This is a genomic window from Actinosynnema sp. NPDC050801, from assembly GCF_040673975.1.
Classification (GTDB): Bacteria; Actinomycetota; Actinomycetes; order Mycobacteriales; family Pseudonocardiaceae; genus Actinosynnema.
On sequence record NZ_JBFAQZ010000002.1, the window covers coordinates 378,330 to 403,501 of the forward strand.

The 25,172-nt window shown below is 75.1% G+C and carries 21 protein-coding genes; 3 read left to right on the plus strand and 18 right to left on the minus strand.

Annotated features, from left to right (window positions below; translation table 11 throughout):
- Positions 1-9 precede the first annotated feature (9 nt).
- From AB0K14_RS06310 to AB0K14_RS06345, 8 genes are all read right to left on the minus strand, one after another.
- Positions 10-216 carry an MbtH family protein gene (locus AB0K14_RS06310; protein WP_360448125.1) on the minus strand — a complete coding sequence of 69 codons (207 nt, stop codon included), beginning with the start codon at positions 214-216 and terminating at the stop codon, positions 10-12.
- A 205-nt stretch (positions 217-421) separates the two neighbouring features.
- Positions 422-1,828, minus strand: a complete 1,407-nt coding sequence (locus AB0K14_RS06315) for an amidase family protein (protein WP_360448128.1) — start codon at positions 1,826-1,828, stop codon at positions 422-424.
- Positions 1,821-3,038 carry an MFS transporter gene (locus AB0K14_RS06320; protein ID WP_360448131.1) on the minus strand — a complete coding sequence of 406 codons (1,218 nt, stop codon included), beginning with the start codon at positions 3,036-3,038 and terminating at the stop codon, positions 1,821-1,823. Before AB0K14_RS06320 ends, AB0K14_RS06315 begins: the two co-directional genes overlap by 8 nt.
- A gap of 322 nt (positions 3,039-3,360) precedes the next feature.
- Positions 3,361-4,641: a glutamate synthase-related protein gene (locus tag AB0K14_RS06325; protein ID WP_360448134.1), complete on the minus strand. Its 1,281-nt coding sequence runs from the start codon at positions 4,639-4,641 to the stop codon at positions 3,361-3,363.
- Positions 4,638-5,663 (minus strand): asparagine synthetase A, encoded by a 1,026-nt coding sequence (locus AB0K14_RS06330; protein WP_360448137.1) that lies wholly within the window; start codon positions 5,661-5,663, stop codon positions 4,638-4,640. The genes AB0K14_RS06325 and AB0K14_RS06330 overlap by 4 nt, the downstream gene beginning before the upstream one ends.
- A 45-nt stretch (positions 5,664-5,708) precedes the next feature.
- On the minus strand, positions 5,709-7,013 hold the full coding sequence (locus tag AB0K14_RS06335) for a methylaspartate mutase (RefSeq protein WP_360448139.1): 1,305 nt from the start codon (positions 7,011-7,013) through the stop codon (positions 5,709-5,711).
- Complete coding sequence (locus AB0K14_RS06340; RefSeq protein ID WP_360448142.1) at positions 7,010-7,450, minus strand: cobalamin-dependent protein; 441 nt, start codon at positions 7,448-7,450, stop codon at positions 7,010-7,012. Before AB0K14_RS06340 ends, AB0K14_RS06335 begins: the two co-directional genes overlap by 4 nt.
- 39 nt (positions 7,451-7,489) lie before the next feature.
- Complete coding sequence (locus tag AB0K14_RS06345; protein WP_360448145.1) at positions 7,490-8,728, minus strand: helix-turn-helix domain-containing protein; 1,239 nt, start codon at positions 8,726-8,728, stop codon at positions 7,490-7,492.
- 268 nt (positions 8,729-8,996) lie between these two features.
- Here AB0K14_RS06345 and AB0K14_RS06350 point away from each other — a divergent pair, with 268 nt between their 5' ends.
- Positions 8,997-9,323 carry a hypothetical protein gene (locus tag AB0K14_RS06350; RefSeq protein ID WP_360448148.1) on the plus strand — a complete coding sequence of 109 codons (327 nt, stop codon included), beginning with the start codon at positions 8,997-8,999 and terminating at the stop codon, positions 9,321-9,323.
- 1 nt (position 9,324) lies between these two features.
- Here AB0K14_RS06350 and AB0K14_RS06355 read toward each other — a convergent pair whose 3' ends face one another.
- The 9 genes from AB0K14_RS06355 to AB0K14_RS06395 all read right to left on the minus strand — a co-directional run bounded on the left by AB0K14_RS06355 (position 9,325) and on the right by AB0K14_RS06395 (position 22,664).
- Positions 9,325-12,315, minus strand: a complete 2,991-nt coding sequence (locus AB0K14_RS06355; RefSeq protein ID WP_360448151.1) for a BTAD domain-containing putative transcriptional regulator — start codon at positions 12,313-12,315, stop codon at positions 9,325-9,327.
- Between the two features lie 125 nt (positions 12,316-12,440).
- Complete coding sequence (locus tag AB0K14_RS06360) at positions 12,441-12,827, minus strand: nuclear transport factor 2 family protein (RefSeq protein ID WP_360448154.1); 387 nt, start codon at positions 12,825-12,827, stop codon at positions 12,441-12,443.
- Positions 12,828-12,969: 142 nt separating this feature from the next.
- On the minus strand, positions 12,970-14,511 hold the full coding sequence (locus tag AB0K14_RS06365) for a thiopeptide-type bacteriocin biosynthesis protein (protein WP_360448157.1): 1,542 nt from the start codon (positions 14,509-14,511) through the stop codon (positions 12,970-12,972).
- On the minus strand, positions 14,508-15,617 hold the full coding sequence (locus AB0K14_RS06370; protein WP_360448159.1) for a hypothetical protein: 1,110 nt from the start codon (positions 15,615-15,617) through the stop codon (positions 14,508-14,510). The genes AB0K14_RS06365 and AB0K14_RS06370 overlap by 4 nt, the downstream gene beginning before the upstream one ends.
- On the minus strand, positions 15,614-17,314 hold the full coding sequence (locus AB0K14_RS06375) for a YcaO-like family protein (protein WP_360448162.1): 1,701 nt from the start codon (positions 17,312-17,314) through the stop codon (positions 15,614-15,616). The genes AB0K14_RS06370 and AB0K14_RS06375 overlap by 4 nt, the downstream gene beginning before the upstream one ends.
- Positions 17,311-18,927: a hypothetical protein gene (locus tag AB0K14_RS06380; protein WP_360448165.1), complete on the minus strand. Its 1,617-nt coding sequence runs from the start codon at positions 18,925-18,927 to the stop codon at positions 17,311-17,313. Before AB0K14_RS06380 ends, AB0K14_RS06375 begins: the two co-directional genes overlap by 4 nt.
- Positions 18,924-20,000: a hypothetical protein gene (locus AB0K14_RS06385; RefSeq protein WP_360448167.1), complete on the minus strand. Its 1,077-nt coding sequence runs from the start codon at positions 19,998-20,000 to the stop codon at positions 18,924-18,926. Before AB0K14_RS06385 ends, AB0K14_RS06380 begins: the two co-directional genes overlap by 4 nt.
- Positions 19,997-22,426 carry a lantibiotic dehydratase gene (locus AB0K14_RS06390; protein ID WP_360448170.1) on the minus strand — a complete coding sequence of 810 codons (2,430 nt, stop codon included), beginning with the start codon at positions 22,424-22,426 and terminating at the stop codon, positions 19,997-19,999. Before AB0K14_RS06390 ends, AB0K14_RS06385 begins: the two co-directional genes overlap by 4 nt.
- Before the next feature lie 67 nt (positions 22,427-22,493).
- On the minus strand, positions 22,494-22,664 hold the full coding sequence (locus AB0K14_RS06395) for a thiazolylpeptide-type bacteriocin (RefSeq protein ID WP_360448173.1): 171 nt from the start codon (positions 22,662-22,664) through the stop codon (positions 22,494-22,496).
- Between the two features lie 344 nt (positions 22,665-23,008).
- Here AB0K14_RS06395 and AB0K14_RS06400 point away from each other — a divergent pair, with 344 nt between their 5' ends.
- Positions 23,009-23,809: a BTAD domain-containing putative transcriptional regulator gene (locus AB0K14_RS06400; RefSeq protein WP_360448176.1), complete on the plus strand. Its 801-nt coding sequence runs from the start codon at positions 23,009-23,011 to the stop codon at positions 23,807-23,809.
- A 27-nt stretch (positions 23,810-23,836) separates the two neighbouring features.
- On the opposite strand, the gene AB0K14_RS06405 is transcribed toward AB0K14_RS06400, so the two are convergent.
- A complete protein-coding gene (locus tag AB0K14_RS06405) occupies positions 23,837-24,673 on the minus strand; it encodes an NYN domain-containing protein (RefSeq protein WP_360448178.1) in 837 nt (278 codons plus the stop codon).
- A 112-nt stretch (positions 24,674-24,785) separates the two neighbouring features.
- Here AB0K14_RS06405 and AB0K14_RS06410 point away from each other — a divergent pair, with 112 nt between their 5' ends.
- Positions 24,786-24,962 (plus strand): hypothetical protein, encoded by a 177-nt coding sequence (locus tag AB0K14_RS06410; protein WP_360448180.1) that lies wholly within the window; start codon positions 24,786-24,788, stop codon positions 24,960-24,962.
- Positions 24,963-25,172: the final 210 nt, after the last annotated feature.

Consider the following 25,172-nt stretch of genomic DNA (forward strand, 5'->3'; position numbering starts at 1 on the left):
GTGGTGTCGTCAGCCGCGCAGGGCGGCGAGGCTCGCCGGGCGCAGGTCGGTCCAGGTGGTCTCGATGTGCTCCAGGCACGCGGCGCGGGTGTCCGGGCCGTGGGTGACGTCCCACCCGGCGGGCACGGCGATGTCGCCGGGCCACAGCGAGTGCTGGCCCTCGTCGTTGACGAGGACGAGAAACTCGCCGTCCTGGTTGTCGAAGGGGTTCGTCATCGTGGGCTCCTCGTCGTTGCGGGACAACTCGTCCTTGCGGGACAACGGTTTCGCTGCAAGGGGAACGCTAGGGGCGGCACGGGGGCGGTTCCGGCAGTGCGGGCGGCAGCTAGGCGGCAGATCCCGGACCCGCCCCGAAGACGGCGACGGGGTCGGCACGGCCGGGAAGCTCCCGTCGTGCCGACCCCGTCGCGGTCGTGCGCCTTCAGCCCTCCAGGAAGCGGGGCTCCCGCCGCTCCCCGCAGACCGCCTCCACCGTCGCGGCGAGCGTCAGCGCCTCGAACGTGTCCCGCGGCCCGAACACCGACACCCCGAACGGCAGGCGGCCGAGGAACCCGGTCGGCACCGTCACGTTCGGCACGCCCGCCATCGCCGGGATCGTGGACGTGTTGCGCGTCAACGGGTCGCCTTCCGGTGACAGCCGCCACGCCGGTTCGGTCGTCGGCGCGACGATCCCGGCCAGCGCGTGGTCGGCCAGCACCGCGCCGATCGCGTCCCGCGCCCACCACCGCGCCCGCGCCCGCTTGGCCGCCGCCTCGGCGAGCTGCTCGTCGGTGACCTCGGCGGCGCGTTCCAGCACGTCCTGGCCGAACAGGCTGAGCTCGACGGGGTCGTTCCGGTTGCCCTCCAGCACGTCGGCGAGCGACGTCACCGGTCCGCCGCGCGCGGTGAGGTAACCCTCCAGCCCGATCCGGAACTCGGCGAGCAGCGCGTCCATCCCGGCGATCAGCGGCGGGGCGTCCCAGGGCAGTTCGACCGGCACCACGACGACCCCGGCGGCGCGCAGCCGCTCGGCCACCCGGTCCACTTCGGACAGCACGGCGTCGTTCATCCGCCGCCCGTGCCACAGGCCGAGCCTCAGCCCGTGCGCCGGGATGGCCCGCACCGCCGGTCCGCCGGTCAACGCCGCGAGGGAGGTGGCCGCGTCGGCGACGCTCGGCGCCAGCACGCCCACCGCGTCCTGCACGCGTGACACGGGCACGATCCCCCGCCCTGGAAGCAGGCCGAGGGCCGGTTTCACGCCCACCACCCCGTTGAGCGCGGCGGGAACGACGATCGAGCCGTCGGTCTCCGTGCCCAGCGCCAGCGGGACCATGCCCGCCGCCACCGCGACCGCCGACCCGGACGACGACCCGCCGGGGCTGTGGTCGAGCACGTGCGGGTTGCGGGTCTGCCCGCCGACCGCCGACCAGCCCTCGACGCCGCCGGTGGAGCGGAAGTTGCCCCACTCCGAGAGGTTCGCCTTGCCCACCACCACCGCACCGGTCCGGCGCAACCGGACCACCACGTCGGCATCCCGGCGCGGCGGCGTGCCGGCCAGCAGCCGTGACCCGGCGGTGGTCGCCAGCCCGGCCGTGTCGATGTTGTCCTTGACCAGCACGGGCACGCCCTCCAACGGGCGGGCCCGGCCGGCGGCGATCCGCGAGTCGCTCTCGCGGGCCTGGTCGTGTGCCGTCGGGTCGAGCGCCAGGACCGCGCGCACGAGCGGGTCGACCTCCCCGATCCGGTGCAGGCAGACCGACAGCAGGTCGCCGGCGGTCAGCGCACCGCCGGTCAGGCGTGAGCGCAGGTCGGTCAGCGACGGCCACCGCGCCGCGGTCGTCTCAGTCAAGGCGGGCTCCCCTCAGGGCAGGTGAGGACGCGTACACGCACACCGCCACGACGGCCGACAGGCCGTGCAGCGCCATCGTTGCGGTCAGGCCCAACAGGTCGATGGACGCGCCGATGACGGCGTTGCCCAGCAGGGGCGCGCCGAACACCACCAGCGACATGATCGACATGACCCGACCGCGCACCGCCGCGGGTGTGCGGCGTTGGATCAGGGAGGTCAGCACGACCCCGGAGAGCGCGGTGAGCAGGCCGAGCACGCCGTAGCCGCCGAGCAACGCCGGCAGCGTGCCCAGCACGCCCAACGCACCCAGCACCACGGCCTGCGCGCACACGCCCAGCACCAGCACGGTCCCCGCGCGACGGCCGACCGGGCGCACCAGGGTGAGCAGGAACGCCAGCGTCGCGCCCACCGTGAACGCGGTGAGCAGGAGGCCCGCGCCCGCGTTGCCCGCGCCGATCGAGTGGGCCAGCAGCACGAGCCCGATGTTCACCGGCCCCGCCGCCGCCAGCTCCACCAGTCCCACCACCAGCACGAGGGTCCGCAACGTCGGGTCGCCGGCGACGTGCCGCAGCCCTTCGGCGATCCGCGTGCGCACGGCGACGCGGTCGACCTGGGGCACGTGGCCTTCCGGTCGACTGCGCGCCACCGCCGCCGCGGACACCAGGAAACTCGCGGCGTTGGCCGCCGCCACCGCCGCCACCCCGCCCAAGCCCAGCAGCGCCGCGCCGACCGGACCACCCGCGGCCTGACCGGCGCGCAGCCCGATCAGGTAGAGCGCGTTGCCGCGCACGAGGTGCTCCTGCGGCAACAGCAACGGCCGCAGCGCGCCCGAGGCGGGGACGAAGAACGCGCCGAGCACGGTCAACGCCGCCGCCACGACGGCCAGCACGGCGGCGGTCGGCTCGACCGCCAACACCACGCCCGCCGCCACCACCATCACCGCGCAGCGCAACAGGTCCGCCCACACCATCACCCGCACCGGCCCGTACCGGTCCGCCGCGACCCCGCCGCCGAGCAGCGCGATCACCCGCGGCACACCGGCCAACGCGACCAGGAGCCCGGCGGTGGTGGCGCTGGACACGCCGATGAGGGTGGTGGTGAGGGCCAACATCCACGCCGCGTCACCGAGCGAGGACAGGCCGGTGGCGGACACGAAGGTCAGGTAGGAAACCGACAGCGGGCCGCGCCGGGTCCGGGCGGGCGCGGTCATAACGCCACCGCCGTCAAGGGTGCGAGGCTCGCGCGCCGGGCGCCGCCGATCAAGCTGCCGGTGGCCGGGGCCGCGCCGCGGGTCGCCCCGACCCCATGCCGGCCGGCGGTCACCGCATCACCGCCCCTGTCCGTTGCCGCAGCCGCCCAGCGAATCACCGCGACCCCGTGCCCGGTGGCGGTCTCCGGGGCACTGCCCCTGTGGGTGGCGGCCGCAGCCGCGTGGCGGCTCGCCGCAGTCCCGCGCCCGGTTACCTGGTCACCGCCCCTGTCCGTTGCTGGGGCCGTGCCGCGGGTTGCCCCGACCCCATGCCGGGTGGCGGTCACCGGGTCACCGCCCCTGCCGGGGTGCGCGCGGGCACCGTCCAGCCGGTCGGTGACCACAGGTCCTCCGGTGCCAGCGCCGCAACGCGGTACTTGCCCAGTGCGCTGATAAGCAGCCGCAGCTCCAGTGCCAGGCACTCGACCAGCCGCCTGAGCCCGGCCTCGGGGTCCTCGTCCACCGCGATCAACGCCGCCCGCCCCAGCCCCACCGCCCGGGCGCCCGCCGCCAGGCACTTCGCCGCGCGCAACCCCTCCCACACCCGGCCCGACACGAGCAGGCACCCGGCCGGCCCGCCGATCCGGCGCAAGCACTCGGCCAACGGCAGCCCCACACCCGACAGGAACGACGTGGGCGCCCACCCGCTGCCACCCTCCGCGCCGTCCACGGTCACCGCGTCGGCACCGGCCTCCCACGCCACCGCCGCCGCCACCGAGACGTCACGGCCGGGCGGCAGCTTCACCCACACCCGCGCACGCGGGAAGTTGTTGCGCATCAACCGGATCTGCTGGCGCAGGATCTCCTCGGTGAACGTCCCCGGGCTCGCGCACCGCAACACCCGCCCGGACCCTGCGCCGAACACCGGCTCCAGCACGAACTGGTCCGACAACCGGTCGGCGTCCGCCGAGTCGACCACGGTCAACCCGCCCAGCCCCGGTTTCGCGCCCTGACCCACCTTCAGCTCGAACCCGAGCCTCCCGGAGTCCAGCAGCGGACGCGCCGACGGGTCGCTGTAGACGAGGTTCCACACCTCCGCGTCGGCGTCCTCCGTGCTCTGCTGCACGACCACACCGCCCGACCCGTCCGGCACGGCCTGCGCGTACGCCTCGATCCGACCCAGCAACGAGCGCCCACCACCGCCGGTCAACCGGCCGTACCCGTTGACCGGCACGACGTTCTCGCCGATCACCATCGGCACGCCCAGCGCACCGGCCTGCGCGCTCGCCGCCCGCCCCAGGTCGGCGCTGGCCACCTGGGTCGACCCGAACGCCGACAGGTACAGCGGCAGCGGCGAGCGGAAGCCGCCGATCACCGCGCCCAGGTCCACGTCGCCGTGCAACGGCTCGCGGGCCAGGTCGATCAGCTTCTCCAACCGCTCGGGCACGAACACCGGCGGCACCAGCCGTGCCGCGTCCAGCTCGTCCCCCTGCGGTCCGGCCTCGGGCGCGCCGAACAGCGCCCGCCCGTAGTCCTCCAGCGCCGGGAACGCCGCGCCCGCGCCGACCCTGGCCCGTTCGCGCACCGCCGCCTCGGGGAACGCACCCGCGCTCAACCCGCTCACGGCGACACCACCCCGGGCACCTTCGGGAAGGCGCTGGCCTGCCACACCGACTCCAGGCCCGCGATGTACCGGGTCAACCGCTCCAAACCGATGCCGAAGCCCGCGCTGCCGGGCACCCCCTCGCGCACCATCTTCAGGTACCAGCCGTACTTGGCGGGGTTCTCGCCGGTCTCCCGCATCCGCGCGATGATCGCGCCGTACTCGTGCTCGCGCTCGCTGCCGCTGCACAGCTCGCCGTACCCCTCGGGGGCGAGCAGGTCGAAGTTCAGCAGGTGCCCCGGTCGCGCCGGGTTCTCCTTGTCGTAGAAGCCGCGCGAGCCCTTCGGGTAGTCGGTGAGGAAGAACGGCCTGCTGGACTTCGCCGACAGCATCGCCTCACCCGCCCAGTCGATCTCGGCGTGGGGGTTCTGCTCGTGACCCAGGCCGTGCAGGTCGGCGACGGCGGTGGTGTGGGAGCGCCGCTCGAACGGCTCACCGGACAGCAGGTCGGCGAACGCGTCGGGGTCGCGCCCGAGGACCTCCAGTTCCCCGGCCGACCGCTCCACGACGCGCCGCACGACGTGCGCGACCAGGCCCTCGGCCACCGCCATCGCGTCGTCGCGCGAGGCGCCCGCGACCTCCACGTCGATCTGGTGGAACTCGGCGAGGTGGCGGCTCGTGGAGCTGGTCTCCAGCGGTTCCAACCGCACGTTGGGCGCGATGCAGAAGATGCGGTCGAACGCCGTCAGCGACGCCTGCTTGTAGAGGATCGCGCTGGTCATCAGCTTGTACCGGTGGCCGTAGTAGTCCACGTCGACCTGTTTCGCGCCGCGGGCGCCGGGGTCGGTGACGGGACCGATGATCGGCGGCAGCAGCTCGGTGAAGCCCGCGGCGCCCAGGTGTTCCCGGGCCGCGTCCAGCACGGTGTGCTGGAGCCGCAGGACCGCACGCGTCGTGGGTGACGACAGGTGCTCGCGCGGGCTCCCGGGCAGCGGGGTCGCCGGCCGCGGGGTGGCCGCGTCGGCGGCGCTCGTGGTGTCCATGTCGCTCTCGCTCCTTCGGTGGGTGTGGCGGGTGGTGCGGTGTGCTCAGCCGGAGCCGATCGGGTGTGCGCCGACCCGGTCCAGGGCGGCGTCGTCGAACGTCCGCTCGACGTGCGACAGCGAACGCAGCAGTTCCGTCGAGGTGATCTCGGCGCCGGTCGCCCCCGGGCCGGCGGTGGCACCCACGACGCCGGCCAGCGGCAGCGAACCGGTGCGCGACCAGCGCAGGCGCCCGGTCCGGTCGACCACCGCCCTGGTGCGGCCCGCGTTGTCGGGGTGCAGGCAGTACGGCACGTCCAGGTAGCCGCGTTCGACCGCGCGGACCAGCGCGACACCGAGGTCCGGGGCGAGGTCGAGCACCGCCTCGACGATCGCGCGGGCCTCCGCGAGCACGCCGCTGTCCTCCGGCGGCACGGCGTTGGTCCCGCCGCGTGCCGCCCGCGCCGCCGCACGGCTCGCGGTGCGCAACGCCGTCACGTTCTCCTCGACCGTGGGGATGCGGTGCGCCTCGGCCGTGGTCTTGACGATCAGGCGTTCGGCCCCGGTGCGCACGGCCAGCTCGGCGGCCTGTTCGAGCAGCGCCGACGCGCCCCGCCGGGTGCGGGGGAAGACGCCCATGTAGGTGTAGAGCACCACGTGCCAGTCCACATCGGACAGGTGCTCGGCGGCCAGCGTGCGCAACGCCAGCACCGCCTCGGCGTCCTGCCCGGCGTGGGTCTGCTGCGCGTAGCTCAACGACACGCTGTCGAGGCCGTGCCGGCGGAAGAACAACGCCTCCAGCACGCTGATCGCCACCAGGAGGCCCGGCGGGCACAGCTGGCCCATCATGCAGCCGCCGAACGACTCCAGGTGCGGCCGGCCGCCCCGGTCCCGCAGCTCGGCGAGCAGCAGGCACGACTCGGCCCACGCGCGCACCGCCTCGGCCACCGGTACCCGGCTGTAGGGCAGGCAGTACGACAGCGGACCGCCCTCGGTGGCGTGCAGCCCGGCGTCGAGCAGCGCCACCACGATGTCCTGCGGCCGGGCCGAGCCGTGCCGCACCTGCACCGGGAACGCGTCACCGGCCACGCCGCGCAGCACGTCCCGCGTGGTCCGCGGCGGGTAGGCCACGATCGGGTAGCCGTTGAGGGCGTCGCCGGCCGCGAGCGCGGCGCGCACCGCGTCGTGGTCGCCGACGCGGGTGAAGCTGTCGAGCGTGATCGTGCCGACCGCCCGCACGCCGGCCGCGCGGACCGCCGCGAGCCCGGCGCGCATGGCCGCCGGGTCGCCGACGCCCATGCGGGGCTGCACGACCAGCTCGCCGTCGGCCGCGGCCCGCGCCACGAACCCGCCGAACGACCCGTCGCTCATGACCGCACGCCCACGGGCAAGCGGTCGAGGAACGCGCGGAACGCGGCCACGCTCCCGGCGTCCTCGAACACCGCGTCGTACCCGGCGGCGGTGAGCGTGGCGGCACGTTCGCGCCCGCCGGGCCCGTCGATGCCGAGCTTGCCGCCGACGACCACGGTGGTCGCGGCCAGGCCCGGCACGGCGCGCAGCCGCCCGATCACGCGCTTGGCCTCGTGGAAGCCGTGCCCGTTGACGCTGCTGACGACGACCAGGTCCGGCGCGTGCCGGGCGCACTCCGACACCAGCAGTTCGTCCGGGACGCACGCGCCGAGGTTGACCACCCGGTGGCCCAGCTCCTCCAGCACGAGTTGGAGGAACACCAGGTTCCACGTGTGCGCGTCGGACGCGAGGCTCGTCACCACGATGTCGAGTCCGGCGTCGTTCTCCACCAGGTCCATGGCACTCCCTCGGTCGCAGGGTGGTCGTTGACGCCGAAACTAGGAGTCGCGCGTCGCGTCGAGCGGCAGCCCGAGCGGCAGCCGGGAGGCAGTTAGGGCGCGGGCCAGGGCCAGCACGCGGAACCGGTCGTCGCCGACCGGGCGCACCAGGCCGAGCAGCAGCAGGTGCCGGACGAGCCGCGCGCAGGCCACCGGCGCGACCCGGGTCAGCCGCGCCGCGTCCGCCACCGACCAGTCGCCGTCGACCGCCGCGAGCGCGTCCAGCGCCGCGTCGTCCACTTCAGACAGCGCGTGCCGGAGGGCGTCCCGCAGGTCGGGCAGCCGGTCGGCGACCACGCCCAACGGGTCGGCGCGCACGAGCTCCAGCAGCTCGTCGGGGCGGTGCACCACCAGCCAGGACGCTGCCGCCTCCAGCGCGCCGGGCAGGCCGTCGAGGCGGGTGGCCACCTCGACCAGGGCGGGCGCGGGCGAGCCGGGTGGCACGTGGCCCGCGAGCCGGCCGAGCAGGCGTGTGGCGTGCTCCGGGGTCAGGGGGTGCAGCGGGACGACGCGTTCGCCGGGTATCGGGCGGGAACCGCGCGTGGTGCGCAGCAGCCGCAACCGGCGGCAGTGGTGCAGCAGCGCCAGCGCCCGGTCCGGGTCGGGCCACGCCGGGTCGTGGCCGTCGAGCACGAGCACGGCCTCCCGGTCGCCGATGAGCGTCGCCAACGCCTCCCAGCCCTCGCCGTCCTCCGCGACGGCCAACGCCGAGTGCACCAGCAGCCGCAGCCGTGCCGCGTCGCCGCCGGGCGCGGGTGCGGTCGCCGCGTCCCACAGCACGCGGGCCGAGCGGGACTCGTGCAGCCGCCCCGCGACCTCCACGACCAGCCGGGTCTTGCCGACGCCGGGCAGACCGGTCACCGCGACCAGCCGAGCGCCACCCTCACCGAGCAGCGCGAGCAGCGAGGCGACCTCGGTGTCCCGGCCGACGAGCACGTCCAGCGCGGCGGGCGGCGGCACGGCCGTCAGGTCGGGTGCCAGGTCGATCTCCACGCCGCCGCGCGACCGCATGGCCGCGGCCTCGAACGTGGTCAGCTCGCGCCCGCTGAGCCGCAACCCCTCGGCGATGAGCCGCACGGTGTCGCGGCGCGGCCGGCTCGCCCGCCCGGCCTCCAGGTCGCGAATGGCCCGGACGCTGATGGTGGACAGGTCGGCCAGTTGTCGCTGAGTCGCTCCACGCTTCATCCGGTGTTTTTTGAGCAGATCGCCGAATTGCCCGTACATCAAATTCCCGTCCATGCCCACTCCGGTGGCGATGAGGTCGTGCTGCGCTGACAGGCGTTGTCCCGGTAAACCCGCTTCGACCTGCGAAGAGGGGTGCTCCCGGTGGTTCCTTGTCCAGCATCGTCACGCCGGTATCGCGCCGTTATCGCGGGAGTGCGCGTGCCGCGAAACCGAGGTTTCGCGGGCGTTCGTCGCGCGATAATTCGGCAATGCCCCGCATTCCTAATGTCGGTTCCAGCACCACGGACCACCACACCGACCGCCAGGAAAAGGGAGCACGACAATGCGCATCGACCGCGTCCTCGCCGCCACCGCCGTCACCGCCGCGATCCTCTTGGCGCCCGTGGTCGCCGCGACCGCCGCCCACGCCGCGACCGCCGACGTCACCACCGCCACCGCCGCGGTGACCGCCGCCGACGACACCCCCTGGGGCCCGACCGGCGACGACACCCCCTGGGGCCCGACGTCCGACGGCACGTCGGCGAGCACCACATCGGACGACACGCCCTGGGGCCCGACTGGTGACGACACCCCGTGGGGCCCGACCGGCGACGACACCCCGTGGGGTCCGACCGGTGACGACACGCCCTGGGGCCCGACCGCGAGCTGAGTCAGCCGGTCCGGATCCGCTCCAGGACCTGCTGCGCACGCAGCCTCGCGGCGCCCATGTTGCGCTCCGCGAACGTCGAGATCGCCCGGCCCAGCAGGCTCACCGCCGCGGCCCGGTCACCCCGGTCGGCCAGCACGACCGCCAGTTCGGCCCGCGTCTCCGCGGCGCCACCGTGGTCCATGGCCCGCTCCCGCACCTCCAGCGCCTCCCGCAACAGGCCCTCCGCGGCCTCCGGGTCCGCCAGCGCCCCCTTCACCACCGCCAGCTTGTGCAGCACCCGCGCCTCGCCGACGGTGTCACCGGACGCGCGGACCGCCGCGAGCAGCTCGGTCAACGCCTCCTCCGCCTCACCGTGCCGTCCCTGCCGGACCATCAGGTCGCTCAACCGGTAGCGGACCTGCACCTCCACCCGCTGGTTGCCGAAGCGACGGCAGATGTCCAGCGCCTCGTACAGCCGGTCGGCGGCCCGCTCCTGGTCGCCGTTCTCCAGGTCGATCTGCGCGACCTGCGCCAGCACCCACGCCTGCCCGACCGGGTCGCCGGACTCGCGGAACCCGTCCAGCGCGGCCAGGTACAGCGGCGTGGCGTTGTCCAGGTCGCCGAGCCGGTGGTGCACCAGCGCCAGGTTGCGCCGCGCCAGCGCCACACCCCGGTCGTCACCCAGCGACTCGAACGTGCGCAGCGCGGGCTCCACCAGCTCCCGCGCCGCACGGGCTCTCGACCACGACAGCTGCAACGACGCCATCGAGCACAGCAACGCCGCCTCACCGCGGGTGTTGCCCGCCGCGCGCGCCGCCACCAGCGCCCGCTGGTGCGTGCGCTCCCAGTCGGCGAAGTAGCACCGCGCCTCGAACAACGTCACCAGCGTCACGGCCAGGTCCCAGGACGCCTCGTGCAGCCCTTCCGCGGCGCTCACCTCGACCGCCGAGCACAGGTTCGGGTGCTCGGTCTCCAGCCACAGCAGCGGGTCGGCGAGCAGTCTGTCCACATGGGACCGCGACGGCAGCCAGCGCGCGGCGTCGCCGTGCAGCGAGGTGAAGTCGCCGCCGTAGACGCGCGCGTGCGCCTCGCCCGCCAGCGCCAGCCACCCGCCGACGACCCGCCGCAACGCCACCAGCCGCGCCTCGTCGCCCTCGTTGAGCTCCAGCTGCTCCCGCGCGAACAGGCGGATGAGCTCGTGGAACTTGTAGCGCGGGCTGCCGGTCGCGTCGACCGCGACGACCTCCAGCATCTGCGCGTCGACCAGACCCTCCAGCAGGTCGGCGGCCAGGAACACGTCCGCGTCGAGCAGCGCCGCCGCGACCCAGGTCGGGAAGCTCAGCCCGTCCAGCGAACCGAGCAGCCGCAGCAACCGGCGCGCCTCGACCTGGAGGCCGTCGTAGGTGAGGGCGAGGCTCGCGCGCACCATCATCTCGCCGTGCGCCAGCTCGTCGAGCCGCCTGCGCTCGTCGGACAGCCGTTCCAGCATCCACGCCAGCGACCAGTTGGGCCGCGCGGCCAGGCGGGCGGCCACGATGCGCAGCGCCAGCGGCAGGGAGCCGACGAGTCGGATGAGCGCCGTGGCGGCCGCGGGTTCGGCGTCCACCCGGTCGCGGCCGACGACCGTGGCGAGCATGCCCAGGGCGTCGTCGTGGTCGAGCACGTCGATCTCCAGCACGCGCACGCCCGGCAGGCCGGTGAGGCGCGTCCGGCTCGTCACGACCACCGAGCACGAGCTGCTCCCCGGCAGCAGCGCCCGCACCTGGCGCTCGGTCGCCGCGTCGTCCAGCACCACGAGCATCCGCTTGCGCGCCACCAGCTGCCGGTACATCTCGGCCCGCTCGTCCTCGGCGTCGGGGATGGACGTGCCGGGGATGCCCATCGCGCGCAGGAACCGGCCCAGCACGTCGACGGCGCTCGCCGGGTGCTCACGGGTGCCGCCCAGGTCGCAGTAGAGCTGGCCGTCCGGGAAGTGGTCCTCCACCAGCAGGTGGGCGACGTGCACGGCGATCGCGCTCTTGCCGATGCCCGGCTTGCCGACCAGCGCCACCACGCTGGTCGCCAGGCCGCCCTGCGCCAGCAGCTCCCGGGCCTGCGCCACCAGTTGCGCCCGGCCGGTGAACTCGCCGATGTCGGCGGGCAGCTGGAGCGGCACGACGGTCGCGGCCGCCGGGGGAGCCGACGGTGGGCGCGGCTGCACGTGGTGCGGCACGCCCGCGTCCGCGGCGACGGTCAGCGACGGGTCGCCCGCGAGGATCGCCGTCTCCAGCCGGCGGAGGTCCTCTCCCGGCTCCAGCCCCAACTCGTCGATCAGCAGTTCCCGCGTCGCCCGGTAGGCCTCCAACGCCTCCGCCTGCCGCCCCGACCGGTACAGCGCGAGCATCAGCTGGCCCCGTAAGCGTTCCCGCAACGGGTGCTGCGCCACCAGCGCGCTGATCTCGCCGACGAGCCGGCGGTGCCTGCCCGCGTTGAGCTCCAGGTCGAACGTCGTCTCCAGCACCGCGAGCCGGTCCTCGTCCAGCTTCGCGGCCTTCGCCCTCAACCGGCTGCCCGCCGTGCCGCCCAACGCCGGTCCGCGCCACAGCGCGAGCGCCTGGCGCAGCAGCACGAGCCCGGCCTTGGGATCGCCCGACCGCGCCAGCGACTCGCCCTCGGCGGTCAGCGCCGCGAACACCTGCACGTCCAGCTCGCCGTCCGCGACCCGCAGCAGGTAACCGGGAGGGCGGGTGACGATCGCCTCGGCACGCCCGATCGACGCGAGGTTCGCCCGCAGCGCGGACACGCAGATCTGGATCTGCCTGCGTGCGGTGGCGGGCGGTGCCTCGTCCCACACGGCGTCGATGAGGTGGTCGATGCCCACGACCCGGTTGGCGTCGAGCAGCAGGGCGCCGAGCACCATCTGCTGCCGACCGGGCGGCACCCGGCTGACCCGGTCGGGTCCGGCTGCCACGTGCAGCGGCCCCAGGATCCGGTACACCGGGACGGGCTGCGACCCGACTGGTCCGAAATCCACGGGCTGCTCCCACTTGCATCGATCCCCGAAACGAAGATAACCGGTGGTCACCACGGCCGCACACACCCGTAAGCCGGGTTCGCACCGGTCATTCGGCGCACGTCGATCGGAGGGACACCGGGCCGTCAGGCGGGTGCCGCGAAGAAGAACGACTTCTGCGACCGGAGCAGGCCGTGCTCGGTGAGCGTGAACAGGTCGACGAACTCCAGCTCCCGCCCGGCGCCCGTCACCCGCCCGACCACGACCACCCGGCCCGGCGCGGAGAACACCTCCTCGACCACGTGCCGGTCACCGTCGACCGCGCGTTCGGCCTGGTAGGACTCGATCCGGGCCCGCCCGCGCACCACCCCGGCGCCCGGCGCGCGCAGCTCCGCGTCGGCGTCGAACAACGAGCCGTACCCGTCCATGTCCCGCCGGTCGAGGTACTCGTAGCTCAACCGGACGTGCTCGACCCCCACCGTCGTGACCACGTCGCCGGGTCGTCCGCCACCCCGCGGCCCGTTCGCCCCCATGTCCCTGTCCCTCCGTAGACCTCCGTGTGCCTCCCACCATTTCCCACGGTGATCAAAGATCGTTATCGCTGCGGTATCACGAACCCCCGTGCGGGTCGCGGCGTCCGGTCTCCCGCGCGGTCCCGCCTGGTGGGACGGTCGGTCAGCCTGCCGAGGACAGCGGCATCAGGTAGACCAGCGTGTCCTGCACGCCGTCCAGGCAGAGCACGTCGTGCGCCGCGTCGTCGTAGAACCCGCCGATCAGGCCCAGCGCCAGCCCCGAGGACGCGGCGACCAGCGCGAGGTTCTGGGCCAGGTGGCCCGCCTCGGTGAAGGCCAACCGCAGCGCCCGCAGGCCGTACGCCTCGCGCAGCGCTCCCACCCGCGTGTAGAGCGCCAGCATCGCGGGCATCGCGGCCGGGTCGACCAGGTCCGGCCCGGCACCGAAGTACATCGAGGTGCCGCGCACGTCCTCCGCCGGCGGTGCGGCGGCGACGTGGACCAGCGTCCGCCGGACCTCGTCCACCTCGTACACCCCCGGCTCCAGGCCGGTCACCCGCCACGCCACCACTCGCAGCCGTGCGCTGTGCCGCGCGCCCGCGCTCGGGTACGGCCTGCGCCCGTCGGCGAGCGCGCCCTGCGCGGTCCACAGCAGGGTCGCCAGCCGCCCGGCGTCGAGCGGGCCGGACACCTCGGCGCCGCGCGCGGTGTGCCGGGTCAGCAGGGCGTCGGCCAGCGAACCGGACACGGGCGCGCCCTCGGGCAGCGGCACGTCCTGCCACCACGGAGCCGTCGCGGTCGGTGTCACGGCGGCGTCGCGCGGTCCCTGGTCCAGGACTCCCCGGTGGAACCTGCTGGCCGCCAGGTACCGCCGGTCGGGCGCCGCCGCGCCGTCCTCGTGGAACGGGGTGCGCCCGTCCGGGGCCTCGGCCGTCATCGCTACCAGCCGGCACGCGGTGCGCTCCTGCTCCGGGTCGAGGCCGAGGCGGTTGAACAGCATGTGCAGCTGCGAGGCCCACACGTACCGCGGCAGGTCCGTCCGCACCTGGTCGGCCCAGTACGCCACCGCGCCCGTGGCGTGCGATTCGAGCCGGTCCCACCGGGCGGCGAGGTGGGCCGCACGGGCCTCGTGCAGCCTCCGTGCCGCGTCGTGCGAGGCGAGCCCGGGCGGGGTGACCGCCTCGCGCACCTGCCGCCACCCCGTCGCCAGCGACCGCAGCCACGACGCCGCCTCCACCCGGTCCACCTTCAACGCGATGGTCGTCGCCATCACGAGTTCCACGGCGGCGGTGAACTTCGCGCCGGGCGCGCGGGCGGACCGCAGCACGGCGACCGCGACGTCGGTGCTGCGGCAGAACACCTCCTCGGCGACCGGCAGCGCCGCGGCGCCGCCGTACCGCTCGACCTCCGGCTCGTAGGGCGTCTCCCGGACGTCGCCGTGCGGCAACCAGGAGTCCGACGACACGACCACCGGGTGGTCCGCCCGCGCCACCAGGTCGCGCAGCGGGCCGGTCAGGTCCGCGGTGGCGTCCCGCAGCCGGATGCGCAGGTGCGGGCCGTCCTCCCAGTACCGCACGTAGAACCAGTCGGCGAACTGCCCGTCCGCCCGGCGGCCGGCCAGTTCCGGCGCGAGGACGTCGGCGATGAACGAGTCGACGTCCTCGACCGCCCACGACAGCCGGACGTGCAGGCTGGTCCACGTCATCGCGTCTCCAGTGGCGTGAGGTCGTAGGTGAAGCCCGTGCCGCGCGGGCGGCCGATCACGAGCAGGTAGAGCAGCGCGTGCGACGCGGGCGCGCCGACCAGCGCCTCCAGCGGACCGTCGTCGACGCTGCGGGCCGGCCGGCAGAACGCGCCGGTGCCCGCGGCGGCCGTGCACACGTGCTGGGCGGTCGCTCCGGCCGCGCGCAGCAGGGCCCGGTAGCCGTCCGGACCGTCGGACGCCACCGCCGCCGCCGGGTCGCCGGTCGTTACCAGCGCGAGGTTCATCGAGGCGACGTGGATGGTCCCGGGCGGGTGCCCGAACACCGGCTGGAGGTCGGGCACAGCCGGTCCCGGCCGGATCAGCCGCAACCCGCCCGCCACGGCGTACCAGCCGTCGGCGAAGCTCTCGACGTTGCGCACGGCCAGTCGGTGCCTCAGGTCGTCGCGCACCGGCGACCCCGCCGGCGGGTGGTCGAGGGCGTCCACGACCGCGTGCAGCACACCGGCGGGCATCGGTCGGGGGTCGGCGGCGATGCCGCGCGGACCCACCCCGGAACCGCGCGGCGGCACGGGAGGCGGGTCGGCGACCTCGCCGAACGTCACGGTGACCGTCAACCCGGAGACGTGCGCGCCCAGACCGAGCCGTGCCGCGTGCTCGACCAACGCCGCCGCGACGTGCCCCACCTCCAGTTCCGTGAGCACGTCACCGAAGTCGCGGTACCCGGCGGAGAGCCGGTCGCGGCGGCGGACCAGCTCGACCCGCACCGGCCCGTCGACCACCGGCGCCCGGTCGCCGACCAGCGCCCGCCGCACGGGGTCGAGGGGCCAGCGCTCCCCGTCCACGGCCACCACCAGGTCGACGGTGGCGGCGGCCCGCGCCGACGGGTACGCCCGGTGGTCGTTGTACTGGTTCCACGGTTCCCACCGCAGCGGTGTCGCCACGTCGGTCAGCAGCCGTGCCAGCGCCGTGCCGAAACGGCCCCGCAACGCCGTCAGCGGCACGCGTGGTCCCTCCGCCGCGGGCGTGCGCGGCGACGTCCCGGGCTCGACCACCCGGCCGGGTCCGTGGGCGTAGGCGGCGACCAGGGCCGCGGACTCCGCGTTCACGGGAACGGGTGGGGCAGCGGTGGACCGGCCAGGCGCAGCCGCGGCAGGCCGTGCGTGCGCCGGTTCAGCTCTCCGAACGTCATCGGCACGGTGCCCGGGACGATCACCTTCGCCGAGTGCAGGCCCAGCCGGTCGCGCACCGCCGGATCGCTCTGGTCGACCGCGATCACCTCCAGGTCCAACTCCTCCCACCGCCGCACGTAGTGCTCCAGCAACGCGTCCAGGTCGTCGCGCGGCACGTCCGGGACCACCGGGTCCACCTCGGGGCCGGCGTCCAGGAAGTCGTACCGCTCGGCGGCTTCCGGCAGGCCGTTGACGTTCACGTGGTCGTCCATGCTCCGGATCAGCCGCGGGTCGTGCAGCAGCCGCCGCAGCCGGTCCGGGTCGAAGTCGCCGGGTTCGGTGCGGTAGCGCTTGGCGCCCGCCTCCACGTCCATCGCGACCTCGGCCGCCGCCGAGCGCATCGCCGCGTCCGGGTCGAGCCCGGCACCGGCGGCGAAGAAAGCCTGCGGCAGACCCGGATCCGCGGCGCGGGCCAGTGAGAGCACGGACGGCACGCCCAGGTCGTTGGTGGCGTCGTAGAGCTCCAGGCGGAAGCCGAGTTGTTCCAGCCGGTCCGCGATGTGCGCGGTGACCTCGTCGCGCGCGCGCAGCCGGGGCAGCCGGGCGCGGCCGTACCAGGCCATCAGGAACGCGTCCCGCTCGGCGACCTCGAACAACCCGTAGAGCACCGCTTCGGTGAGGCTGTTGCCGGTGCCGCAGCCGTTGGACGTCTCGTCGACGAACCGCGGCCCCGCCGAGGTGCCCCAGTAGGCCACGTGCTCGGGCACCGTGACCGGTCGGGCGCGCGTGTAGGACCAGCCGTGCACCCACCTGGTCCGCACGTCGGGGTGGAACGGGACGACGTGCGGCGACTCGTGGTCGGGCAGGCCGAGGCGGGTGGGGTCCAGCGCACGGTCGCCGAGTTCGGCGTAGGACGCTTCCAGGACCGTGGTCACGCGCCGGGGTCGCAGGCCCGCGTGGCGTTCCACCGCTTCGTACAGCGCGACGCGTTCGGCCTCGGCGTAGTCGGCGGTGCGACCGAACCCGGCCTGGCCGCCGACCAGTTCATGCCCGGATACCAGCTCGGCACTGACGGCGGCCACGGTGAGGTCGCCGATGCGGTGCATCCCGCCGACCGGGCCGTGCCGCAGGTCGAACAGCTCGCGGTGCAGGGCGTCGCCGGCGGTGAGCGGGTTCGGGCCGCGCAGCGTGCCGGGCACCACGGGCACGGGCTCGCGGACCACCGTCGCCGCCCGCGCGGAGTCGTCGGGGATCGGGCCGCACGTCGCGCAACCACCGGACCGGGTCCGGACCCGGTGCTCGCCGACCGTCGCCAGGTCGGTGCGCACCGCCAGGACCACGTCGCGGTGGGACTCCGGGTCGGCCAGCACGCGGTCGACCAGCGCGGAGATCAACGGGCGCAGCGCCGGGGAGGCCAGCCCTCCCACCCGCATCCGCTGATCACCGCGCGGCACCGACGCGCCGAGCGTGGCGAGGCGGGCGTCCTCGGCGCAGCCCACGCACACCCCGCCCGACACCGGGCCGATCAGCACCAGCGCGCCGTCGAACCGCACCGGCAGCACGGGACCGTCCGCGCCGATCCCGGCCAGGTCGCCGATCGCGTAGTCGGCCAGTTCCACCACCCGCACGGTCATCGCCCGTCCTCCGGCACCGCGAACGCCACCAGCCCGGCGGCCTCCAGCACCGGCCCGAGGTGCACCGGCTTCACCTCGACCGCGAGTGCCCGCAGCTCGTCCTGGAACGCGTCCTCGCGATCGCGCAACCCGTACGGCCAGTGCCAGTCCCGGTTGGTCCACGGCGCGGCGGCGCCGTCGGGCTCCGCGAACGGCGCCGCGCCGGAGAGTACGACGGGTTCGACGACCCGTGCCGGCGTCTGCCCGCTCGGCGCTGGGCGAACGGGAGGTTCGGCCGTGGGCCGTCCGGCCGCGAGCCCGGCCTGTGCCAGTCCGGCGGCGGCCAGGGCGGCGAAGGCGACCGCGTCGGCCGGGTCCGCCTCGACCGCCCAGGACAGTTCCTCGCCGGCCGCGCGCACCACCGCGCGCACCACGTGCGGGCCGAGCCTGGTCACCTCCACCGCGGCCGGCAGGGCGAACCGCAGCGTCACGGCCTTCCACCAGCGGCGGGCGGTGGGGTCGGCGGACCACTCCTGCTCGGCGACCGCCGTGCCGCCGAGCCGCCGGACCGCCGTGCGCAGGGCCAGGCCGAGCGCGTGCACCCGGTCCGCGCCGACCACCACGCCATCCGGTGCAAGGCCACGCGCGGCGCGGAGCAGCGCGTCCAACCGGGCGGCGTGCTCGGTGGTGCCGAAGCCGACCACGTCACCGGACGCGGCCAGCTTCACCGGCAGCTGCGGCAGCCCACCCGGCAACGGCGTGGCCACCGGCCCCAACTCCCGGTCGCCCAACACCTCCAGCAGCGAACCGCTCGGCTCCCGCGGGCGGACCTCCGACAGCCACGGGTGGTACTCGGCGTGCAGCGGGTCGACGCGGGCCACCAGGACGGCCTGGTGCGGCGGTCCGGTAGGCGGCACGTCGCTCCACATGTCGACCACCTCCGTGGACGGGTCGGGCAGCCCGCCCAACGCGCACACGAGCCGGTGCGCCGCGGCCGACCCGACCAGCGCGGCCAACACCTCCGGCGGCTCGCCCGGCGCACCGGCCAACCGGTCCGCCACCGCGCCCGCGTCGGCCTCCACGTCGGCGACCGCACCCGGCGCGACCGCGAAACCGACGTCGGCCGCGCACCCGGCCGCGACCGCGTGCGCCCCGGCGGTGAGGAGCAGCCCCGCACCCGGTCGAACCGGCCCGACCTCCAGGCCGGCCGCGGCGAGGGCGCGGTGGGCCGCGGCGGCCAACGCGCCCTCACCGACCACCGAGACGGTCACCGACCGCAGCCGCCGCCAAGCCTCCAACGGCGACGCCGCAACGGAGTCCAGCCAGCTCGCGATGTCCGCGGGCGGCGGTGCGCCACCCCAGTCGGCCGGTGACTCCACCAGCATGTCGTGCTCGCGCAACTGGCCGATCAGCAGCTCCAGCGCCCGGGCCACCGCGGCGGGCGCGTTCTCCGGCACCGCCAACTGCTCGGGCGGCACGCCCGCGGCCAGCGGTCCGGCCAAGCGCTCCCAGATCGTCCACAGGCCCTTGCCGCCGTCCAGCGTGAAGCTGGAACGCCACCCCCGCACGTGCAGGCCGGTCGCGGTGGGAGTCGCGTGCACGATCGGGCGCAGCCGCAGCAGCACCCCGCTCATCGGGACACCTGCACCATCTGCGCGACGTGCTCCGGCCACTCGACACCGGTGATCCGCTGCACCGCCCGCACCACGAGGCTCGCGGCGAGGTAGCGCTCCACGGGCGTCACGTCGCACACCGCCAGCAACTGGTAGAGCAGGTTGGTGCCGAAGCGGTACACGGTGACCGGGCGCTGGTAGCGCGGGTGGTCGAAGTCGACCTCCCGCAACCGGGCGTGGTAGTCGCTGACGCGGTCGGTGTGGTCGCGGTGCCAGCGCCGGATCGCCTCCTCCTCGCCCATCGCCAGGGCGCGCTCGCCGAGTTGCGCCGAGTAGGTGGTGGACAGCTCGCCGCGGTCGAACGCCTCCTCCACCAGCGCCCGGACGCCGTCGGTCCACGTCACCCACGACGTGGTCTCCGAGCCCTCGGCGACACCCCGGACGGTGTCCACGGCCTGGTCGGCGTTGCGCTCCCACACGCCGTCGAACCGGCCGCGCAGCACGCCGTCCGGATCGCTGTGCAGCAGGAAGCCCTCCAGGTGCGACAGGAACGAGTGGTAGCCGTTGACCAGACCCGCCGGGAACCGGCTCGCGTGCGCCGTCATCGCCACCATGGCGAGCCGGACCCGCGACTGGCTCGTGCCGTCCACGGCCACGGCGTCGCCGATCGCGGGCACGCCGAGCCGCAGGCACCGCGAGCGCAGGTCCACCAGCTCGTCGGAACCCAGCAGCTGCCGCAGCGCCGTGACGTCCGTCGGCTCGACGACCACGGTGTTGTCCGGGTGGATCGGCTCGTACGGCGGCGGCACGAGCTCGGCGATCCCGTTGCGCCGCGCCTGTGCCAGCAGGTCCGCCGGCGTGAAGTCCACAGTGGACGGGCGGGTGTCGAGGTGGGCGCGCAGCCGGGACGCGACGAGCTCGGCGGCCTCGGCCGGGCCGTCGAGCCGCACCCGCACGTGCGGCCCGTGCAACCAGTGCCGCTCCACGTGCCCGGTCGCGCCGGCGCTCTCCGCCTCGGCGAGCGCCGGCAGCACGGCATCGCGGAGCAGGGGCGCCTTCACCGGGTTGTGGTAGTAGCAGACGACGTCGGTCACGAGGCCCTCCAGTACGTTTCCGCGATCAGTTCGACCACCCGGTCACCCGGCGACCCGGCGCCGGGCACGGGCAGCGCCTCGGTGAGCCGCACGCCGTCCGGGAACCGGGCCAGCAGGCGTGGCAGCGACCGCAGGTGCAGCGGGTCGCCCAGGTCCGCGTACTGCGGCTTGCCCGCGGTGAGCGCGCGCCGGTAGGCGTCGACGGTCTCCGGTCCCCGGTCGGGCCCGACGAAGACGTGCTCGGGCAACCCGAGCCGGGCGCGCAACCGCGCCACGTCGAGCGCGGCGTCCTGCTCCGCGCCGACCGGTGGCGGCACGGTGAAGTCCCAGGACCGGCGTGCCAGCACGACGTCCCCGTAGGTCAGGCGCCCCCGGGCGGTCACGTCGCCGTGCGTCGTCGCGGTGCGCAACCGGTCCAGGTCCACCCACCCGCAGGCGAGGTCGGAGTACAGCGGCACCTGCCGGTCCGGCAACGCCACCGGGATCAGGAAACCCAGGTACAGCACGTCGAGCGGGACGCCGAGGTGCGTCACCCGGATCTCGTCGGTGACCGGGTCGTGCCGCACGTCCAGCTCGTCGGCGGCCAGGTCGGCCCAGCGGGCGTCCTCGCCGACCTCGCGCGCACCGAGCAGGGGGTGGAGGTTGGCGTTGAACCCGTGCACCGGGCGGAACTGCACCGGGTTGGTCGTGTGCCGGCGCACCTGCCGGGTCACCGCCTCGCGCGCGCCCGGCAGCAGGTCGAGGAAGCGGCTGGTGAACTTGCCGAACCCGGCGTAGACGTGGTTGACCACGAGCCGCCCGTCGTGGGTCGGCTGGGCGAAGAAGCCGTACGAGCCGGTGCGGCGGGTCGCCCACCCGGGCAGCAGGTCGGCCGCGGACTCCAGCACCTCGTCGGTGACCGCGCCGTCGTGCACCTGCCCGGCGAGCTTGTCCCGGGCGTCGAGGACGGCACGGACACCGGGGTCGTCCACGCCGTAGGGGTCCATGGACTCCTGCCACGCCCGCGACAGCGGCTCGGCGCAGTCGGCCGGCGCGGCGACACCGCCCTCGCCGAACCGCTCCACGAACCGGGTCCGGATCAGCCGGCGCAGCAGCACGTGCTGGTCGAACGCCACCAGCAGCGGGGTGAGGCGGGTCAACGCGGGCACCGCGCCGGGCGGCACGGGCACCGGTTCGGGCAGCACCACGTCCTCCACCACCGGCGTGACGCCGGTCAGGTCCGCGCCGACCCGCTCGCCGAGTTCCCGCCAGCCCTCCGCGAGCTCGGCGAGCACGGCCACGCGGGCCGGCGGGTCGGTGGTGGCGAACGCGGCGGTGGTCGTGGCGAGCGCGGTCAGCCGGCGGGCGGTGTCGGCGTCGGTCGGCGCCAGCCAGGAGGCCAGCGAACCCACCGCGTCCGGGTCCTGCGGGTGGATCGGGGACACCGGCACGAGCAGCCCCAGCTCGCGGGTCCTGGCCACGAACCCGAGGGCCGCCCGGTCCGCGTCGGCGGTGGCCAGCTTCGCCGCCAGCGCCGCGGCGATCCGGTCCGGTGGCAGCCCTCCGGCGCCGGCCGACCGGACGAGCTCGACCACGAACCGCAGGGGGCGCGTCGCCGCGACGTCCACCTCCTCCTCCCGGACCACGACGGCGCGACCGGTGCCGTCGACCGGGGTGTCCCGGCGGAACAGCAGGCGCCCGTCACGTTCGCGCAGACCCGGTGCGAGCCGGTGCGGCAGCTCGGCGCCCAAGGCGTCGACCAGCCTGCTCACCAGCACGCGGTGCACCGCCGGGCGCGACACCGGCTCGACCGCGGGCCACGGTCCTTCGCCCCACGTGCCCCACCCGACGTGCGTGTACCAGGACAGGGGACTGGTCTTGGACGTCGCGCGCAACGCGTACCGCAGCACCGTCGGTTCGGCCTTGCGCGCCTTGCGGTCGGGCGCCCCGCCACCCCGCGCGGTGCGGTCCAGTCCGTGCAGCAGGTCGGGGCCGGTCAGCACGCTCGCGCGGCGCAGCTCGTCGGTCGCGCAGACCTCGGCCAGCCACGCGCGGGACCGGGCCAGGGCGTCCGGCCACGCCGCCAGGGCCGCCTCCGCCGACCGCGCCAGCTCTTCGTGCGCGGTCAGCCAGCGCGCCAGCAGCGGCACCCGCTCCGGCAGCGTGCCCAGTTCCGCCACCACCGCCGGTCGTGGCGCGCGGCCGTTGTGCACGTCACGGCGCAGCGGCAGCACGACCCGCCGGTGGAACTCGGCCGGATGACCGGCGGCGCTGTCGTGCAGGGCGTCGGCCAGCTCCGGCGCCCGTGCCGCGATCCGGGACTCGGCCGCGACGACCGCGTCCAGGTGGGCGCGGAAGTCCGAGGAGACGGGCCGGGGGTGCGGCAGCGCGGCGACCCGGACCAGCGCGTACGGCGCGAGCTCGGTCGTGGTGCGGTCACTGGCCATCCGGTGCTCCCGTGGGTGGTGTGGGCCGGGAGCGCCCGCGCGCGGACGCTCCCGGCTCGGCTCGGACCTAGTTGGGCACCGTCGGCAGGTGCGGCTGCTGGCAGCAACAGCACGAGGTGCTGCTGCACGAGCACGCCGCCGTCGAGGCGCCGGTCTCCGGCAGCGCGACGGCGTCACGCATCGCGGTGACGGCCAGATCGCCGAGGTCGAGCTCCGAGTCGTCGAAGGTCAGGTCCATCGGTTTCACGTCCTTTCGGGGAGTGGTGCGGCGGCGCGGAACGGGCGGTGCGCGCCCCGTGCCGTCCGCCGCGTCGGGGTTGGTGCCGACGTGCCCGTCCCGGGATCGTCCCCGGACCCGCCGCGGTGACCGGACCGCGGCGCCGGTGGCGTTGCGGGTCTCCGAATCAAAAGCGGCGGTGCCATCGGGTTCCTCCCCACGGGGCGGGTGTCGAGGCGCACGCTCCCACCTGGCGGTATACGTCCGGTATGCGTTGCCGCGCCCAGCGGTCCCCGGCATTCGGCCTCCCGCCGCGTACCTCGGGGTACGACCTACCGTGTGTGGTGACTGATGGGGGTTGGGACGTGGCGAGATCCGGGGTGTCGATCTGTTCGGCGTCGCGTGCGCGGCAGGCGATCCGCATCCGGCTGTGGGGCGGTCCGGCGGTGAGCGGACCGGACGGCCCGCACGTGGTGCCGGGCGGTGTGAAGACCCGGACGTTGTTGGCCGCGCTCGCGTTGGACGCCGGCTCGGCCGTGTCCACCGAACGCCTGATGGACTACCTGTGGGAGCGGGAACCACCGCGCAGCGCGCTCAAGAACCTCCAGCTGTACGCGTCCCGGCTGCGCCGTTGCCTCGACACCGCGAACGCCGGCCTGTCGCGCCTGCTCGTCCACGTCGGCCACGGCTACCGCCTGGACGTGCCCGTGGAGGCGGTGGACGTGCTGTGCGCGGGGGAGTTCCTCCGGTGCGGCACGACCTCCCTGCGGCAGGGCGACCCGAGGGGCGCGGTCCCCGCGTTGACCGCCGCGCTGGCCGGGTGGCCGGTCGACGGCCTAATGGGGCTGGTGCCGTCCGGACCGGCGACGGCGGTCGCGGCGTTGTGGCGCGAACGCCGACTGGCCGCCGTGGAGCACCTGGCGACCGCGAAGGTCGCGCTCGGGGCGTGGGAGGAGGCGGCCGACCTGCTGGCGCCGCACGCGTCCGCCCACCCCACCCGCGAGTCGTTGCAGGTGCTGCTGATGCGCGCGTTGGCGCACCTGGGCGACCGGGTGGGCGCGATCGGCGTCTACCGCCGGCTGTGGCGGGTGCTCGACGCCGACCTCGGCATCAGGCCCGGTGGTGAGGCGCGGGAGGTGTTCGAAGGGCTGTGCGGCAACGCCTAGCGGCGCCCGCCGGGCGTGGCGATCCGGTCACTCGGGCTGGATGGCCTGCGCGCGCGGGTACTTGTGGCCCGGTGCCGGCATGGGCGATCCGGTGAACGACACCGGCGTCCCGGTGGGCAGCGTGGTCCACCCGTCGGGCAGGTCGTCCCGGGAGGCGAACCACGAGCCGCCGCGCGTGTCGGTGATGAACCCGTGCGCCTGCCCGGACCGCCACCCGGTCACGGTGCCACGACGGCGGCCGCGCGGCGAGCCGACGGGGGAGGCCACGGCCTCGCTCGACCGCACGAAGGGACGCGCGAGCGGGTAGTCCGGGCGGTCGGCGGGCGCGAACAGGTCGTCGAACCCGGGCGTCAGGGTCGCTGCGGCCCGCAGCGGCGCGGCGGTGCGCGGTGTCCACGAGGGCGGCGGTGCGCCCGGAGCCGCCCGGATGTCGACCACCGGCACGACCACGCCCACGTCACGAGCCCTCAGGCGGGTGGCGAGCGGGGTGAAGTCGGCGTCGCCGGTGACCAGTACGACCCAGTCCAGCGGCGCGGTGGTGGCGCGCTCCCACACTTCGAGCGCGAAGTGGACGTCGGCGCCCTTCTCCTTGCCGCCGTGCAGCGGGAGGTCGTGCCGGACGACCCCGGCGCCGGCCAGGGCGGCGTCGAAGGACCTGGCCGGGGTGTCGATGCGGCCGCGCACGTAGTGCGCCTCGTGCACCACGCACTCGTCCAACGCGCGCCCGGTCACGGTGTGGAGGTGCCAGCGCAGGGCGTCGTGGAAGCCGTCGAGCGCGATCCGGGCCGCCCGCGGGTGCGCGGTCGCGTAGAAATCGCTCAGGTACGCGAACCACGTTCCGTCGTAGAACACACCGATGCGCACGATCTCCCCTGCTGGTTTGGGCTGCCCCCGAAGGGATACACCATGGCTGGCATCACCCGTTCGGAGGGCCTGGTCCGGTGGACCCGGGGCGCTCCGGGGAAGGACGGCACACGTGAGCACTCCGGAACCCGACCCCGTCACCGCGGCCGCCATGGAGGAGGAGCCGGACTTCGCCGACGAGCACTCGCGGCCGACGTTCGCCGACGAGCAGCAGGGTTCCTCCGCCACGACACCGGACGAGTCGACACCCGAGGGCCGGGCGGGCGACGGCGGGATGGACCCGGGCTGACCGGACGCGGACTTCGCCGGACGGACCTGGCCGGGCCCGGTCCGCGGACGGGTTCGGCAGGCGGGCTTGGCGGGCGGGTTCGGCGGGCAGGCTTGGCGGGCGGGGTCGGGTGGGCCTGGCCGGGCCCGCCGACGAGGGGCCGGCGGGCCCGGTAGGCGTGGCGGTCGGGCGGATCGGGCCTTCGGTCCGCGGCACCCGACCGTCGGCGAC

Coding starts and splice junctions, on each gene's coding strand:
- AB0K14_RS06310 (WP_360448125.1), bottom strand. CDS start 216: ATGACGAACCCCTTCGACAACCAGGACGGCGAGTTTCTCGTCCTCGTC.
- AB0K14_RS06320 (WP_360448131.1), bottom strand. CDS start 3,038: ATGACCGCGCCCGCCCGGACCCGGCGCGGCCCGCTGTCGGTTTCCTAC.
- AB0K14_RS06330 (WP_360448137.1), bottom strand. CDS start 5,663: ATGGACACCACGAGCGCCGCCGACGCGGCCACCCCGCGGCCGGCGACC.
- AB0K14_RS06335 (WP_360448139.1), bottom strand. CDS start 7,013: ATGAGCGACGGGTCGTTCGGCGGGTTCGTGGCGCGGGCCGCGGCCGAC.
- AB0K14_RS06340 (WP_360448142.1), bottom strand. CDS start 7,450: ATGGACCTGGTGGAGAACGACGCCGGACTCGACATCGTGGTGACGAGC.
- AB0K14_RS06345 (WP_360448145.1), bottom strand. CDS start 8,728: ATGGACGGGAATTTGATGTACGGGCAATTCGGCGATCTGCTCAAAAAA.
- AB0K14_RS06350 (WP_360448148.1), top strand. CDS start 8,997: ATGCGCATCGACCGCGTCCTCGCCGCCACCGCCGTCACCGCCGCGATC.
- AB0K14_RS06360 (WP_360448154.1), bottom strand. CDS start 12,827: ATGGGGGCGAACGGGCCGCGGGGTGGCGGACGACCCGGCGACGTGGTC.
- AB0K14_RS06365 (WP_360448157.1), bottom strand. CDS start 14,511: ATGACGTGGACCAGCCTGCACGTCCGGCTGTCGTGGGCGGTCGAGGAC.
- AB0K14_RS06375 (WP_360448162.1), bottom strand. CDS start 17,314: ATGACCGTGCGGGTGGTGGAACTGGCCGACTACGCGATCGGCGACCTG.
- AB0K14_RS06380 (WP_360448165.1), bottom strand. CDS start 18,927: ATGAGCGGGGTGCTGCTGCGGCTGCGCCCGATCGTGCACGCGACTCCC.
- AB0K14_RS06390 (WP_360448170.1), bottom strand. CDS start 22,426: ATGGCCAGTGACCGCACCACGACCGAGCTCGCGCCGTACGCGCTGGTC.
- AB0K14_RS06395 (WP_360448173.1), bottom strand. CDS start 22,664: ATGGACCTGACCTTCGACGACTCGGAGCTCGACCTCGGCGATCTGGCC.